Here is a 13726-nt window from a genome sequence, read left to right as displayed (position 1 = left end):
TTCCGAACCCGGAAGCTAAGACTCTCAGCGCCGATGGTACTGCAGGGGGGACCCTGTGGGAGAGTAGGACACCGCCGGACACCATTCACGATGGCCACCCAGAAATGGGTGGCCATCGCTGTTTAACCGCCACCTCGGATCCCCGCTGCTCACTGGAGCGCGGTGCGGGTTAGGGTGGTGCGACGGCTGCGGCCGTCCTCCCCGCCCTCGGGCGGGTCAACTCCACAGAGCATCACCACGACAGGCGAGGAACGCATGGACGACTCAGGATCCGACCGCAACGACCGGGACTCCGGACGTCGTGACGAGCGGCCGCCTCGCGCCGGCGGCCCCGGCCGGTCCTCGAACGATCGCGGGGGCTCGGGCGACTCCCGCCCCCGCCGCGACGGTGATGCTCGTCCTCCCTATCGTGGCGGTGGCGACTCCCGTCCGCAGCGTGATGGTGACTCGCGTCCTCCGTACCGCGGTGGTGGCGATTCCCGTCCGCAGCGCGACGGGGACTCTCGTCCTCCGTACCGTGGTGGTGGGGACTCCCGTCCGCAGCGTGATGGGGACTCCCGTCCTCCTTACCGTGGCGGTGGGGATTCGCGTCCGCAGCGTGATGGTGACTCGCGTCCTCCTTACCGCGGTGGTGGCGATTCCCGTCCGCAGCGCGACGGGGACTCCCGTCCTCCTTACCGTGGCGGTGGGGATTCGCGTCCGCAGCGCGATGGTGACTCGCGTCCTCCTTACCGCGGTGGTGGCGATTCCCGTCCACAGCGCGATGGTGAGTCTCGTTCTCCTTATCGCGGTGGCGGCGACTCGCGTCCGCAGCGTGATGGTGACTCGCGTCCTCCGTACCGCGGTGGCGGCGACTCTCGTCCGCAGCGTGACAGTGGCTCTCGTCCTCCTTACCGCGGGGGTGGGGATTCCCGTCCTCAGCGGGATGGGGACTCCCGTCCTCCTTACCGCGGGGGTGGGGATTCCCGTCCGCAGCGGGACGGTGACTCGCGTCCTCCCTATCGCGGTGGCGACTCGCGTCCGCAGCGTGACGGTGACTCGCGTCCTCCCTATCGCGGTGGCGAGTCGCGTCCCCAGCGTGACGGGGACTCCCGTCCTCCTTACCGTGGCGGTGGAGATTCGCGTCCGCAGCGTGATGGTGACTCCCGCCCTTCCTACCGTGGTGGTGGCGACTCTCGTCCGCAGCGTGACGGGGACTCGCGTCCGCCGTTCCGCGGTGGATCGCGCGATGGGGGAAGCAGGCCGTGGTCGGACGATCGTCGGGGCGGCGGAGACCGCCAGGGCGGCGGACGCGGACGCGAGGGCTTCGGCGGCGGACGCGGCGGCCCCCGCGAGGAGCCGGAGCTCACCGAGGAGGAGCGCGAGCGGCGCTCCCTCCAGTCGGTGCGTCCGCGCCACGACGACCCGGACCTTCCGGACGACGTGCAGGCCAAGGACCTCGACAAGGTCGCCCGCAACGAGCTGCGCACGCTCTCGAAGGACAACGCCGAATGGGTCGCCCGTCACCTGGTGATGGCCGGCCGCCTCCTCGAGGAGGACCCCGAGCTGGCGCACCGCCACGTGCTCTCGGCGGCCCGCCGCGCGGGACGTATCGCCGTGGTCCGCGAGTCGCTGGCCATCTCGGCGTACGCGACGGGCGACTTCGCCCTGGCGCTGCGCGAGCTGCGGACCTTCCGTCGGATCTCCGGCTCGGACGAGCAGGTGCCGCTGATGGTCGACTCCGAGCGCGGCGTCGGCCGACCCGACAAGGCGCTCGAGCTGGGACGGTCGATCGACCGCACCACGCTGAGTCCCGGCGCGCAAGTGTCGCTGGCCATCGCCATGTCCGGCGCCCGCCTCGACCTCGGCCAGGCGGAGCTCGCTCTCATGGAGCTCGAGATCCCGCAGCTGGACCCGGACCGCGCGTTCTCGTACAGCCCGGATCTCTTCGCCGCCTACTCGCTCGTCCTCGAGGAGGTCGGCCGCTCCGAGGAGGCGGCCGAGTGGCAGCGTCGCGCCGACATCGCGGCGCAGGCCGTCTTCGCGGCCGAGGGCGGCGGTGACGACGAGACGATCGAGGTGATCGAGGAGGAGCACGAGTCGGCCGACGCCCCGTCCGCTCCCGATCGCGCCGAGGAAGGGACCGCGGTCGACGACGCGGACGACTACCTGGACGACGAGGACGGCCCGACCGCCGTCGACGACGCGGACGAGGACGAGGTCCACCGGACCGTCTCCGAGGAGATCGCCGACGACGACGACGACGACGCGGACGCGGACGACGCCGATGCGACCGCTGACGCCGAGGCCGACGTCGTCGACACGGACGAGCCGACCTTCGCGGACGAGTCCCTCGAGTCCGACGATCTCGCCGAGACGGACGCGGACGAGGCTCTCGACTCGGCCGAGCCGACCGCCGACGAGTCGGTCGAACCCGCCGACACCACCGAGGAGGACGCCGATGTTCCGCAGCAGCAGGACTGAGCCCACTCCGCTCGACGGCCGCGACTCCGTCCTGGCCGACCTCGACGGGGTCGTCTACAAGGGTGCCGACGCGATCCCCTTCGCGGTGGAGAGCCTCAACCGAGCGGCCGAGACGCTGCGGGTCGGCTACATCACCAACAACGCCTCCCGCACGGACGCCTCCGTCGCCGGGCACCTCTCCGAGCTGGGGCTGAGCGTCCGGCCCGAGGACGTCGTCACCTCCCCGCAGGCGGCGGTCGTGCTGCTCGCCGACCTGGTGCCGGCCGGCTCGACGATCCTCGTCGTCGGGGCGGAGGGCCTCACCTCCGAGGTCGAGCGCGCCGGGTTCACCGTGACGCGCAGCGCGGAGGACTCGCCGGCGGCGGTCATCCAGGGCTTCGCACCCACGGTCGGCTGGGAGCAGCTGGCCGAGGCCTCGTTCGCGCTCCACACGGGGATCCCGTGGGTCGCGACGAACACCGACTGGACGATCCCCGTCGCGCGCGGCATCGCCCCGGGCAACGGGACCCTCGTCTCGGCCGTGCACACCGCGGTCGGCCGGCTCCCGGTCGTCGCGGGCAAGCCCGAGCGGGCCATCTTCGACGCGGCGACCGCGCGCTTCGGCTCGACGAACCCGCTGTTCCTCGGCGACCGGCTCGACACCGACATCGCCGGCGCGAACGGCGCCGACATGGAGAGCGCCCACGTGCTCACCGGGATCGACCGGGCCAAGCAGCTCCTCGCCGCGGAGCCCAAGCTCCGGCCGACGTACATCCTCGGCGACCTGCGCGAGCTGCACCTGCCCTACCCGGCGACGACGGTCTCGCGGAACGGCACGCACGCCGTCCGCGGCGCCAAGGTCCGCCTCGACGGCGACTCCGTGGTGATCCTGGACGCCGGCGACGACGCGACCGATCTGCTCCGGGCCGCCTGCTCGGTGATCTGGTCGTCCGGCCGCGCGATCTACGGCCTCGACGTGCCGGAGTCGCTCTACAGCTGAGCCTGCTCGGCGGGCTCCCGGCGTCCCTCGCGGCGCAGGAGCCCGTCGAGCCGGCCGGCCAGACCGACCGCGACGATCGCGATCAGCGCGGCGTACGAGAAGGTCGCGGCGAAGACCCCGGTCCCGGCCCCGATCAGCCCGGTGACCGCCGCCGCGAGGAGGCCCGTCAGCGCGAGGGAGACCGAGGCGCCGGTCGAGTCGGCGATCTGCAGGGCCGAGCTGTTGAAGCCCTCCCGGCCCGGAGCGGAGAGCGCGAGCGTCATCGTCCCCATCCGCGGGAACATCGTGCCCATGCCGCCGCCGGCCAGGAACCAGCCCACGCCCGCGACGATCGGGCTGAGGGCGAGCACCGTGACGAGCAGCACGACTCCGATGCCGGCGAGCACGAGCGACGAGCCGAGCCGCATCGCTCCGCCGTGGCTGAGGCGGGTGCCCGGGCGCCCCTGGAGGTTCGAGCCGAGAGCCCAGGAGACGGCGCCCGCGGTGAGCATGGCGCCCGAGAGCCAGGGTGGCAGGCCGTACTGCTCCGAGAGCAGCAGCGGCAGGTAGACCTCGGTGCCGAAGAACGCCGCGGCGACGAGGGCGCGGAGGAGGATCACCGACGGCAGGACGCCCCGGGCGCGCAGCGTGCCCGCGGGCAGGAGCGCGCGAACCGCCACGACCACGACCACCACGGCGGCCGCGGCCAGGAGCCCGGCGAGATCGGGCGCGAGCTCGGCGCTCGTGCTCAGCACGACGACTCCGGCCGAGACGACCACGGCGCGGGCGATGCGGCCCACTGCCCGGCGATCGAAGGGGAGGCGCTCGCGCGGCTCGAGCGAGCGGAGCGTCGGCGCGATCGCGGCGCTTGCGAGGGCCACCAGGGCGACGACTCCGAAGAAGACCCAGTGCCAGCTCGCGAGCTCGGCGACGACTCCGGCCACCAGCGGCCCCACCAGCGACGGCACGACCCAGGCCGCGGCGAAGGCGCCGAAGATCCTCGGATGCAGCTCGCTCGGGTAGACCCGCGCGACGAGCACGTAGAGGGTGACGGTGATCCCTCCGCTGCCCAGCCCCTGCAGCAGGCGGGCCGCCACGAAGACCGGCATCGACTGCGCGGCACCTGCGGCGACGAGACCCAGGGTGAAGAGCAGGATCGCGACCACGAGCGACGGCGTCGGGCCGCGGCGGTCGGCCGAGGAGCCGGCCGCGACCATCCCGACCACGGCGGCGGCGAGCGTCGCAGCGAAGGCCAGGGGGTAGAGGGCGCGGCCGTCGAGGTCGGCGCTGACGATCGGCATGATCGTCGTCACGGCGAGCGACTCGAACGCGCAGAGGAAGACGAGGCTCGTCGTTCCGATGGTCGTCAGGAGGAGGGGAGCCGAGGTGATGCCGCGGCGATCACGAGAACGCACCTGCTCAACAGTACGCCGAGCGCAGAGCCGGTCAGCGGTAGACGGCCCAGTCGTCCTTCGCGAGCACCGTCGGGGTGCCCTCGATCTCGACCAGCCAGCCGCGGTCGTCGCGCTCGAGGTAGCGCCCCTGCACGATCTCGGGGGCCCAGCCGCCGTCGCGGGAGGAGATCCAGCGGACGAAGCGGACGGTGCCTCCGCGCCGGAACAGTGTGCCGTTGTGGTCGCTCATGCGGGGATCTTCTTCACGGAGAGGTCGTCGGGCGACGAGGTTTCGGGGAGGAGGTGGAGGCCGAGGCGGCCGTTCGAGGCGTTCGAGAGCTCGCGCAGCCAGTGCGGGTTCAGCTCGATCGCGGCGGTGCCGTCGTACTCGTAGCGGGTGGGGATGCCGGGGTGGAGCCACAGTTCGGACCGGCGGCCCTCGGCGTCCTCGATCGTCAGGAGGAAGCCCTCGCCGCGGCGGAACCGCGAGGTGATCACGGTCTGGAGGTGGGCCAGGGCGCGGTCCTCGAAGGAGTGCGAGCTGGCGGGTGCGCCGTAGAGCAGTCGTCCCATCGCGCGCACCTCCTCACCGTCGGCGGCGCACGGAAGGCGTGCCGCACCGTCGACACTAGGTATTGCTAAGTCGGTTGACTAACAGTCTCGGCGCCGACTGCGCTTTCGGGACACACGCCGTCCGAACGCCGGAGAAGTGGTTCGATGGGGGCAGCGAGTTCCCGTCCGGGGCGCCTGCCGCTCGGAAGGTGCACCTCGATGGACGCTCGGCCAGACCTGTTCGCTCTGCTCGCGCGATTGCGCACGGCGGAGCGCGACTACGACGGCCGTGTGGAGCGGCGCCTGGGCATCGGCGCCACGGATCTCGCGGCCCTGCGGCTGATCGGAGTCGGGGAGCGGCGCGACGAGATCGTCCGCGCCGTCGACCTGTCCGCGGCCCTGTCGATCACGACGGCGGCCGTCTCCCTCCTCGTCGACCGCCTCGCCCGCGCCGGCTACGTGGACCGCACTCCCGACCCGTCCGACGGCCGCGGCCGCATCCTCTGCTTGACGGAGCGCGCGCAGAAGGCCATCGTCGGCACCGACGACCCGACCTACGAGCAGATCCGCGCGATGGTCGCGAAGGTGCCCGAGTCGGAGGCCGCGACCGTCGCGGTGCTGCTCGACGGCCTCAGCCGCATCCTCGAGGGGCAGCCGCCGCCCGAGCTCGTCGACTGATCAGCGCTGCAGCGTGGCGCTCGGCGACTCGCCGAACCGCTCCGCGTAGGCCGCGCTGAAGCGGCCCGCGTTCCCGAAGCCCCAGTGCCGGGCGACGGCGGCGACCGTCGTCCCGAGGGGCGGACTCACGGCGAGCTCCTCCCGGGCGCGGTCGAGCCGCACCAGGCGCAGGTAGGCGATCGGGCGCATCCCGAGCACCCGCTGGAACGCGGACTGCAGGCCCCGGACGGTCAGGCCCGACGCCGCCGCCATCTCGGCGGGGCCGATCGGCTCGCTGCAGTGGGCGTGCACGTACTCGACGGCCGTGCGGATCCGTGCGTTCCGGGGGGCGAGGAGCTCGGGCGGGACCGGAGCGGACTCCGGAGGGTAGAGGTCGAGCAGCGCGGAGGCCGTGGCACGGGTGAGCTCGTCCCAGAGCAGCGGCTCGACGCGCTCGCTGCGCAGCGCGCGGGCGGAGTCGGCGACGGCCGTGCGCCAGCGGCGGATCGCCGCGGCGTCGGGGCGGTGCTCGGAGTCGAAGACGAGGGAGCCGACGAGGCCGCGCTCGGCGGCGACCCGGTCGACCACTCCCCGGTCGAGGTGCACCAGGCGCTGGTCGAAGTCGACGTAGTCGAAGGCGAACGGCCGGCCGACGGGGAAGAGGACGGGACGGTTCTCCTCCATCGCGATCGAGGCGCGGCCGACGTCGATCCGGCCGGAGCCGCCCACGATCCACTGCACGACGACATCGTCCGAGTCACCCACGCCGCCCGCGAGGCGCCCGGACATCCGCGAGGTGCGGAGGGTCATCCCGCCGTCGCCGATGGCCGCGTAGCGGTAGCTGAAGTCGGCCGCGGTGGTGGCGGCGCGCCACTCGTCGCCGTTGTAGAGCCGCGCGAGGCTGTGCCGCGCCTCGTCCGGATCCTCGCCGCGGGCCTCCAGCCGGACGCGAGGGTGGTGATCGTCCACAGGTCGTTCCGGTGCCTCAGCGCGTGAGGCGCTCGATGAGCTCGCGGTAGCGCGCGGCCGTGCGCTCGACGATCTCGGACGGGAGGGTCGGCGGGAGGCCCTGGCCGTCCCAGTTGTCGGAGAGCCAGTCGCGCACGATCTGCTTGTCGAACGAGCGGCCGCGGATGCCGGCGTCGTAGTCGTCGGCGTCCCAGTAGCGGGAGGAGTCGCTCGTGAGGACCTCGTCGCCGAGGGTGACGACTCCGGTCCCGCGGTCGACCCCGAACTCGAACTTCGTATCGGCCAGCAGCACGCCGCGGGCCAGGGCGATGGTGGACGCCTCGCGGAAGACCGCGAGCGAGAGGGTGCGCAGCGCCTCCGCGGCCTCCTCCCCGACGATCTCGACCGTGCGCTCGAAGGTGATGTTCTCGTCGTGCTCGCCCTGCGGGGCCTTCCACGCGGGGGTGTAGATCGGCTCGGGGAGCGCGTCGCCGTCCTGGAGGCCCTCGGGGAGCGGGACGCCGCAGACGGAGCCCGTCTCCCGGTACTCCTTCCAGCCGCTGCCGGAGAGGTAGCCGCGCACGACGCACTCGATCGGGAACATGTCGAGCGTCTTCACCAGCATCGACCGGCCGCGGACCGCCTCGGGGATCGCGCCCGGGATCAGATGGTTGGGGACGTCGGAGAGCTGCGCGAACCACCAGAGGGAGAGCGTGGTCAGCAGCTCGCCCTTGCCGGGGATTCCGGGCTCGAGGACCGCGTCGTACGCGCTGACCCGGTCGCTGGCGACGACGAGCATGCGGTCGGCGCCGAGCACGGGGTCGGCGTCGTCGGGGGTGTAGAGGTCGCGCACCTTGCCGGAGTAGGCGTGCTGCCAGCCGGGCAGCGGCGCCGTGGTGTCGAAGGACAGGGAGTCGTCGCGGGTCACCGCACCATTCTCCCCGATCCGGGGGGCTCCGCGGCTCCTGAAGACCTCCTGTGTCCTGGCGGATCGGGGTTGTCAAGCACGCGCGGCCGCCGATCCCGCGCGCCTAGCGTCGAGACATGACCTCGCAGAACGACCAGACTCCGCAGAACGACCAGTACACGTTCCAAGACCCGACCGCGATGTTCGCCGACATCGACACGGAGGCCCAGTACCAGGAGGGCTCCGGCCTCGACTCGAAGATGGACGACCCCGCCGACCGCGGCGAGTCGACCTACCGCGGCTCCGGCCGCCTGACCGGGCGCAGGGCGCTCGTCACCGGAGGCGACTCGGGCATCGGCGCGGCCGTCGCCATCGCCTACGCCCGCGAGGGCGCCGACGTCGCGATCGTCTACCTCCCCGAGGAGGAGTCGGACGCGAAGAAGGTCGTCGCGCTGATCGAGGAGGCCGGACGCACCGCCGTCGCCATCCCCGGTGACATCACCGACCACGACTTCGCGGTGGGCGCCGTCGCGAAGGCCGTCGAGGGTCTGGGCGGACTCGACATCCTCGTCAACAACGCGGGAAAGCAGCAGCACGTCGAGGACTTCCTCGAGCTCTCGGACGAGCAGTTCGACGAGACCTTCAAGACCAACGTCTACGCGATGTTCTGGATGACGAAGGCGGCCGTGCCGCACCTCGCCCCGGGCTCCGCGATCATCAGCACCTCGTCGATCCAGGCCTACCAGCCGTCGCCGATGCTGGTCGACTACGCCAGCACGAAGGCCACGATCAACACGTTCTCGAAGGCGCTCGCGCAGCAGCTCGCGCCCAAGGGGATCCGCGTGAACGTCGTCGCCCCGGGCCCGATCTGGACGCCGCTGCAGACCGCGGGCGGCCAGCCGTCCGACAAGCTGCCCGAGGTCGGCTCGCAGACGCCGCTCGGACGCTGGGGTCAGCCGGCCGAGCTCGCTCCCGCCTACGTGTTCCTCGCCTCCCCGGAGTCGAGCTACGTCGTCGGCGAGACGCTGCACGTCAACGGCGGCATGCCCACGCCGTAACACTCGGCGCTCACGGCGGGCCCGGTCGCGGAGCGGAGGAACCTCTTCCGCGCCGTGGCGGGGCCCGCCGTTTTGGTTGTCGTAACAATCGACTGCTGTGCAGGTTCGTGCGCGAGAGTCGGTGCATGACCGATTCCCTGCCGATCCTCGACCTGTCCCGCCTCGACCGGGGGGAGGCGGAGGCCGCCGCCTTCCGCCGCGACCTCCGGGAGACCACGCACGACGTGGGCTTCTTCTACCTCGTCGGCCACGGCGTGCCCCAGGACCTCCTCGACGACGTCGTCGCCGTCTCCCGCCGCTTCTTCGACCTGCCGGAGGAGGAGAAGCTCGCGATCGAGAACACCCTCAGCCCGCAGTTCCGCGGCTACACCCGCTTCGGCGCCGAGCTCACCAACGGCGACGTCGACTACCGCGAGCAGGTCGACATCGGCATAGACCGACCGGCCGTTCCCGCCGGGCCCGGCGTCGCCGACTACGAGCGCCTCGAGGGGCCGAACCTCTGGCCCGAGGCGCTGCCGGAGTTCCGCGAGGTCTTCGAGCGCTGGCACGCGGAGCTCGCCGCGGTCGCGATCCGGCTGCTGCGCACCTGGGCCGTCGCGCTCGACGCTCCGGAGGACGTGTTCGACGAGGCGTTCGCCGAGCGGCCGTTCTCGCTGGTGAAGGTCGTCCGCTACCCGGGCACCTCCGACCCGGAGCCCAAGCAGGGCGTGGGCGCGCACCGCGACGGCGGCGTGCTGACGCTGCTGCTGGTCGAGCCCGGCAAGGGCGGCCTGCAGGTCGAGCACGACGGCTCATGGATCGAGGCACCCGCGATGGAGGGCGCGTTCGTCGTCAACATCGGCGAGATGCTGGAGCTCGCCACGGGCGGCTACCTCAAGGCGACGCTGCACCGCGTGATCTCGCCGCTGATCGGAACGGACCGGATCTCGATCCCGTTCTTCTTCAATCCCGCGCTCTCGGCCACCATGCCCTCGCTCCCGCTGCCCGAGGAGCTCAAGTCCGGCCTCTCGGTCGACCCGACGAACGCGCCGATCCTCGAGACCTACGGCGAGAACGCGCTGCGCTACCGCCTCCGGGCCCACCCGAACGTGGCGGCCGTCCACCACGCGGACCTGCTCGCTCCCACCGTCTGACCCGGGAACGACGAAGGGCCCCCTCCCGCGCGAGCGCAGGAGGGGGCCCTTCGTCGTCAGTGCGTCAGCAGCGCGCGGCGGCGACGGGGACCGTCGCGGTGAACGCGGGCTGGCCGGTCGCCGATCCGGTCACCGTCACCGTGCCGGCCGGCATCGAGGCCAGGCGGGTGGTGAAGGCGGCGGAGGCGGACGAGCCGGGAGCGACCGCGGTGAACGACTTCGAGCCGTAGGCCGAGGTGATCGTGACGTCCGCGGCAGCGGTGTCGGTGTTCTTCACGGTCGCGGTGAGCACGATCTTGCCGGCGACGCAGCGCGTGGCGACGGCGGGGACGAGCTCGAGGGTGTCCAGCGGGACGGCGGCCGAGACCGACGTGCGCACCAGCTTGTCCGCGTACCCGGTGTAGGAGGCCGTGACGGCGGTCACGCCCGCCGGGACCGAGACGCTCGCCGAGCCGCCGGAGAGCGGGACGGTCGAGGTCCACGAGCCGCCGGTGAAGGTGACCGAGCCGACGACGTCGCCCTTGTCGGCCGCCGCGACCGTCGCCGTGACCGTGCGGCCGTCGGCGGTGAGGGTCGTGGTGGAGTCGACGGCGGTGACGCCGGTCCAGTTCTTCATGGCGGTGAGGACCGTCTGCGGGACGCTCACGAACGCGCCGTGCCGCGGGCTGGCCGGGAGGCCGGCGCGGCTCTTGGGCGAGACGTTCCAGTCGGCCGACTGCGAGAGGCGGTTCGTCTGCGAGCTGCCGGCGATGGCCGCTCCGGAGGTGAGGAAGGCCTTGTAGCCGCCGTCGCCGTAGTTGTCGACGAGGAACGCGTAGCCGTCGCCCGTGCCGGTGGTGTCGTTCGGGTCGCCCGCGTTCAGCTTGATGATCTCGGGTCCCTCACCGGCCTGGCCGGTCTCGAGCGAGGTCATCCGGGTGTCGGTGAGCTGCCAGGTGGTGTTCGGGTCGGCACTCCAGTTCGAGGAGGTCGTCCCGGCGGTCAGGACCTTCGACTTCTCGAGGAAGATGTCCTTTCCGGCCTCGAGGGTGCCGGCGGCGCCGCCCTCCTCGTTCTTGGTGAAGCGGTAGTAGTAGTCGCCGATCTTCGTGATCGTCGAGTCGATCCGCGCGTAGCCGGTGTCCTGCCAGGTGGCGGGAGGAGCGGTGAAGGTGCGGAAGTCGCGGGTGATCACGGAGAAGACGCGGGCGTAGAGCTTGTCGCTGTTGGTCTTCGTCGCGTCGGAGTAGAGGCGCGAGGAGAAGAACACGACGTAGGACTGCAGGGCGTCGTCCCAGTACGCCTCGGGCGCCCAGGTCATTCCGGCGGCCGGCTGGTTCACCGTGATGCCGGTGTCGGCGCCGTTAGTACGGGTCCACTGCACCAGGTCGGTCGACTCCCAGACCTCGATCTTCAGGCTGCCCTTGGACTGGGCGTCGCCCCAGCCGGTGCCGCAGGAGATGCAGAGGTCGGTGGCGACCATGTAGTACTTGTCGCCGTTGTGCGAGCGGAGGATGAACGGGTCGCGCAGGCCCTTCGTGTCGGTCGTCGAGGTGATGACCGCCTTGCCGCCGTTGACCGGCGAGAAGGTGAAGAAGTCGTTGCCCGAGGTCGCGGCCTGGTAGATCTTCTCGTCGCCGTCCGACTTGAAGTACGCCGAGGCGTAGCCCGCGTCGGGAGCGGTGCGGCCGAGCTCGGCGACCGTCAGCGTGAAGGCGCGCGTCTCGGTGACGCCGTTGAGGGTGGCCGTCGCGGTGAGGGTGACGGTCCTGTCCCCGGAGCCGTAGGCCGGTCGGGTGACCACGCCGCCGCCGCGGTAGGGGTCGGCCGCGCCGACCGCCGGAGCCGCGTAGGAGGTGTTCGTCGGAGTGACGAGGGCCGGGTCCGAGGAGGTCCATGTGATGTCGGTGCCGTTACGGGCGCCCTTCACTGCGAGGGGGAGGTTCTCGGTGGTGCGCGTGGCGAGCTTCAGCGCGTCGAGGTCGTCGTTGATGCTCGGGGCGAGCACGACCACCTCGAAGGCGATCGTCGCGCCCTGGGCGGTGGTCGCCGTCAGGGTGACCGGGGTGTTCTGCGCGATCGAGCGCGAGACGACGCCGGTGGCCGAGACGACCGCGCTGTTCGAGGAGGTCCAGGTGAGCGGGACGCCGCTGCTGGAGGCGGGTAGCGTCAGGTTCGAGGAGACCTGGGTCAGCGACGGGTTGCCGGCCAGCAGGACGGGCTGGATGTCCGAGCGCAGCAGGGCGGAGGTCGCGGACGCCTTCGCCGTGGCGGTCGGCATGCTCGAGGCGACCTGCTCGGCGGTGAGGGAGGTGTCCCAGAACTTCACGTCGGTGACGTCGGCGGTCACGAGCGCGTCGCCGGAGTAGAGCGAGCGGCCGAGGTAGCCGAGAGTGGACCCGGTCGGCACGATGCTCGCCATCGACTTCGTGGTGTTCGCCGTCGAGATCTGCGTGCCGTCGCGGTAGAGGGTCAGCACGGTGCTCGACCCCGTGCCGGTGCCGACGAGCGTGAGGGTCGTGAACCCGGGGTTCAGCGTGCCGCCGAACGGCATGCGGGTCTCGCCGTTGTTGGTGGGCTCCTTGACGCGGATGCCCGCGAGGACCTGTCCGCTGGGCGAGCCGTCGGGGTTGCGCGGGTTCACGAAGACGTGGTTGCCGAGCTGCGTGGTGTTCCACGGGCCGACGCCGTCGCCGATGACCCAGCCGAACTGGTTGGCGGTGGTCTGCGTCTTCACCGTGTACTCGACGGCGAAGGCGTTGTCGGCTCCGGTGACCAGGCCCTGGGGGAGGCTCGCGTAGCCGTCGTTCTTGAACCGGGCGACCTGGTCGCCGCTGGCGTTCGCGAAGGACGCGTCGGTGAGGCCGGTCAGGGTGGCGTTGCGTCCGTTGCCCGAGATGTCGAGCAGGGCCGAGCCGGCGTGCGACATGTCGTAGTGCGCGATGGGCGCCGGGACGTCGACGGCCTGCGCCGAGACGGGGACGAGAGCGCCGGTGAGGGCGACGCTCGTGCAGGCGAGAGCGGAGAGGAAGAGGGATCGCACGCGGCGCCGAGGCGCGGCGGCAGGGGGCTCCGGGGAGCGTCGTCTCATCGTCGAGACCTTTCCTTCAGGGGAGGGATGCGTCGAGCCGAGGGGACCGACGCGTGTGTTCACGTTAACATGTGAGCCGCCTCAGAGCCATGGGGGAATTGCTCCGGCGTCGGGAGCGAACCATGCGCCAGGGGCACGCCTCGGCGCAAGACCTGCACCCCCGAGCGCCCAGGGCGTAGCGTGAGCGCACCGCATCCTGGCCCCCGGTGACGGAACCATGCCCATCCGCCTGCCCTGCGAGGACTTGACCATGACGACGCTCTTCCACACCGGTGGCTCCCTCTCCCTCGACGACGCGACCGCCGACGCCGTCGTCCGCTACTCGCTCGCGCTCGCGCAGCGGCACCGGATGAGCACGGTCAGCGTCGCCGACGACTCGGCCCCCTCCTCCGTCGTGACGCTCACCGTCGGGCTCGGCGTCCCCCTGGTCGTCGCGGGCAGCGATGGCGCAGCGGCGGAGTCGAGCGACGAGATCCTCGAGCGCCTCGACGCGCTCGACAGTGCGGGCGGACCGGTGCCCGCCTCGGACGTCGACCCCCGCGCGACGTGGGAGCTCGAGAACGAGTACTGAGCTCTGAGCCGCGGC

At 71.9% G+C, this 13726-nt stretch carries 13 protein-coding genes and 1 rRNA gene; 7 read left to right on the top strand and 7 right to left on the bottom strand.

Annotation, left to right across the window (positions count from 1 at the left end; translation table 11 throughout):
* Positions 1–80 (top strand): 5S ribosomal RNA (gene rrf / locus C5C95_RS09655); the annotation flags it as partial.
* A 184-nt stretch (positions 81–264) separates the two neighbouring features.
* Here rrf and C5C95_RS17450 read toward each other — a convergent pair.
* Entirely contained in the window at positions 265–1398 is a 1134-nt protein-coding gene (locus tag C5C95_RS17450) for a hypothetical protein (protein WP_181125641.1), read from the bottom strand.
* On the opposite strand from C5C95_RS17450, the gene C5C95_RS17835 reads away from it, so the two are divergent.
* Both C5C95_RS17835 and C5C95_RS09645 read left to right on the top strand, forming a co-directional pair.
* Entirely contained in the window at positions 1384–2463 is a 1080-nt protein-coding gene (locus tag C5C95_RS17835; RefSeq protein WP_181125639.1) for a hypothetical protein, read from the top strand. The genes C5C95_RS17450 and C5C95_RS17835 overlap by 15 nt on opposite strands.
* Positions 2441–3442: an HAD-IIA family hydrolase gene (locus tag C5C95_RS09645; RefSeq protein WP_104324316.1), complete on the top strand. Its 1002-nt coding sequence runs from the start codon at positions 2441–2443 to the stop codon at positions 3440–3442. The genes C5C95_RS17835 and C5C95_RS09645 overlap by 23 nt, the downstream gene beginning before the upstream one ends.
* On the opposite strand, the gene C5C95_RS09640 is transcribed toward C5C95_RS09645, so the two are convergent.
* Genes C5C95_RS09640 through C5C95_RS09630 form a run of 3 tightly spaced genes read right to left on the bottom strand, consistent with a single transcriptional unit; the run spans position 3433 to position 5388 of the window.
* Positions 3433–4836, bottom strand: a complete 1404-nt coding sequence (locus C5C95_RS09640) for an MFS transporter (protein ID WP_104324315.1) — start codon at positions 4834–4836, stop codon at positions 3433–3435. The genes C5C95_RS09645 and C5C95_RS09640 overlap by 10 nt on opposite strands.
* A gap of 31 nt (positions 4837–4867) precedes the next feature.
* Positions 4868–5065, bottom strand: coding sequence for a hypothetical protein (locus C5C95_RS09635; protein ID WP_068256013.1), 198 nt, complete (start codon positions 5063–5065; stop codon positions 4868–4870).
* Positions 5062–5388, bottom strand: a complete 327-nt coding sequence (locus C5C95_RS09630; RefSeq protein WP_104223794.1) for a hypothetical protein — start codon at positions 5386–5388, stop codon at positions 5062–5064. The genes C5C95_RS09635 and C5C95_RS09630 overlap by 4 nt, the downstream gene beginning before the upstream one ends.
* Before the next feature lie 198 nt (positions 5389–5586).
* On the opposite strand from C5C95_RS09630, the gene C5C95_RS09625 reads away from it, so the two are divergent.
* Entirely contained in the window at positions 5587–6045 is a 459-nt protein-coding gene (locus C5C95_RS09625) for a MarR family winged helix-turn-helix transcriptional regulator (protein ID WP_104326055.1), read from the top strand.
* On the opposite strand, the gene C5C95_RS09620 is transcribed toward C5C95_RS09625, so the two are convergent.
* Together C5C95_RS09620 and C5C95_RS09615 are read right to left on the bottom strand one after the other, a co-directional pair.
* A complete protein-coding gene (locus C5C95_RS09620) occupies positions 6046–6993 on the bottom strand; it encodes a helix-turn-helix domain-containing protein (RefSeq protein ID WP_104233810.1) in 948 nt (315 codons plus the stop codon). It abuts the gene before it with no gap.
* A 16-nt stretch (positions 6994–7009) separates the two neighbouring features.
* Positions 7010–7900 (bottom strand): phosphoribosylaminoimidazolesuccinocarboxamide synthase, encoded by an 891-nt coding sequence (locus C5C95_RS09615; RefSeq protein WP_258059453.1) that lies wholly within the window; start codon positions 7898–7900, stop codon positions 7010–7012.
* A 116-nt stretch (positions 7901–8016) separates the two neighbouring features.
* Here C5C95_RS09615 and C5C95_RS09610 point away from each other — a divergent pair, with 116 nt between their 5' ends.
* Together C5C95_RS09610 and C5C95_RS09605 are read left to right on the top strand one after the other, a co-directional pair.
* Positions 8017–8937, top strand: a complete 921-nt coding sequence (locus C5C95_RS09610; RefSeq protein WP_104233811.1) for a glucose 1-dehydrogenase — start codon at positions 8017–8019, stop codon at positions 8935–8937.
* 125 nt (positions 8938–9062) lie between these two features.
* Complete coding sequence (locus tag C5C95_RS09605) at positions 9063–10070, top strand: isopenicillin N synthase family oxygenase (RefSeq protein ID WP_104297506.1); 1008 nt, start codon at positions 9063–9065, stop codon at positions 10068–10070.
* 64 nt (positions 10071–10134) lie between these two features.
* Here C5C95_RS09605 and C5C95_RS09600 read toward each other — a convergent pair whose 3' ends face one another.
* The gene (locus tag C5C95_RS09600; RefSeq protein ID WP_258072649.1) at positions 10135–13092 is read right to left on the bottom strand and encodes an immunoglobulin-like domain-containing protein; all 2958 of its coding nucleotides are present in this window, start codon (positions 13090–13092) and stop codon (positions 10135–10137) included.
* Positions 13093–13390: 298 nt separating this feature from the next.
* Here C5C95_RS09600 and C5C95_RS09595 point away from each other — a divergent pair, with 298 nt between their 5' ends.
* Positions 13391–13711 carry a hypothetical protein gene (locus C5C95_RS09595; RefSeq protein WP_104267922.1) on the top strand — a complete coding sequence of 107 codons (321 nt, stop codon included), beginning with the start codon at positions 13391–13393 and terminating at the stop codon, positions 13709–13711.
* The last annotated feature ends 15 nt before the right edge of the window (positions 13712–13726 follow it).

This window comes from Rathayibacter sp. AY1B7 (genome assembly GCF_002932735.1).
Lineage (GTDB): Bacteria > Actinomycetota > Actinomycetes > Actinomycetales > Microbacteriaceae > Rathayibacter.
Note: the sequence above shows the minus strand (reverse complement) of the source record. Positions and strands in the feature narration are given on the sequence as shown.

What these genes read in the sequence shown, in the direction of transcription:
- C5C95_RS09610 (WP_104233811.1), top strand. Translation starts at nt 8,017, where the DNA reads ATGACCTCGCAGAACGACCAGACTCCGCAGAACGACCAGTACACGTTC.
- C5C95_RS09595 (WP_104267922.1), top strand. Translation starts at nt 13,391, where the DNA reads ATGACGACGCTCTTCCACACCGGTGGCTCCCTCTCCCTCGACGACGCG.
- C5C95_RS09645 (WP_104324316.1), top strand. Translation starts at nt 2,441, where the DNA reads ATGTTCCGCAGCAGCAGGACTGAGCCCACTCCGCTCGACGGCCGCGAC.
- C5C95_RS09605 (WP_104297506.1), top strand. Translation starts at nt 9,063, where the DNA reads ATGACCGATTCCCTGCCGATCCTCGACCTGTCCCGCCTCGACCGGGGG.
- C5C95_RS09635 (WP_068256013.1), bottom strand. Translation starts at nt 5,065, where the DNA reads ATGAGCGACCACAACGGCACACTGTTCCGGCGCGGAGGCACCGTCCGC.
- C5C95_RS09630 (WP_104223794.1), bottom strand. Translation starts at nt 5,388, where the DNA reads ATGGGACGACTGCTCTACGGCGCACCCGCCAGCTCGCACTCCTTCGAG.
- C5C95_RS09625 (WP_104326055.1), top strand. Translation starts at nt 5,587, where the DNA reads ATGGACGCTCGGCCAGACCTGTTCGCTCTGCTCGCGCGATTGCGCACG.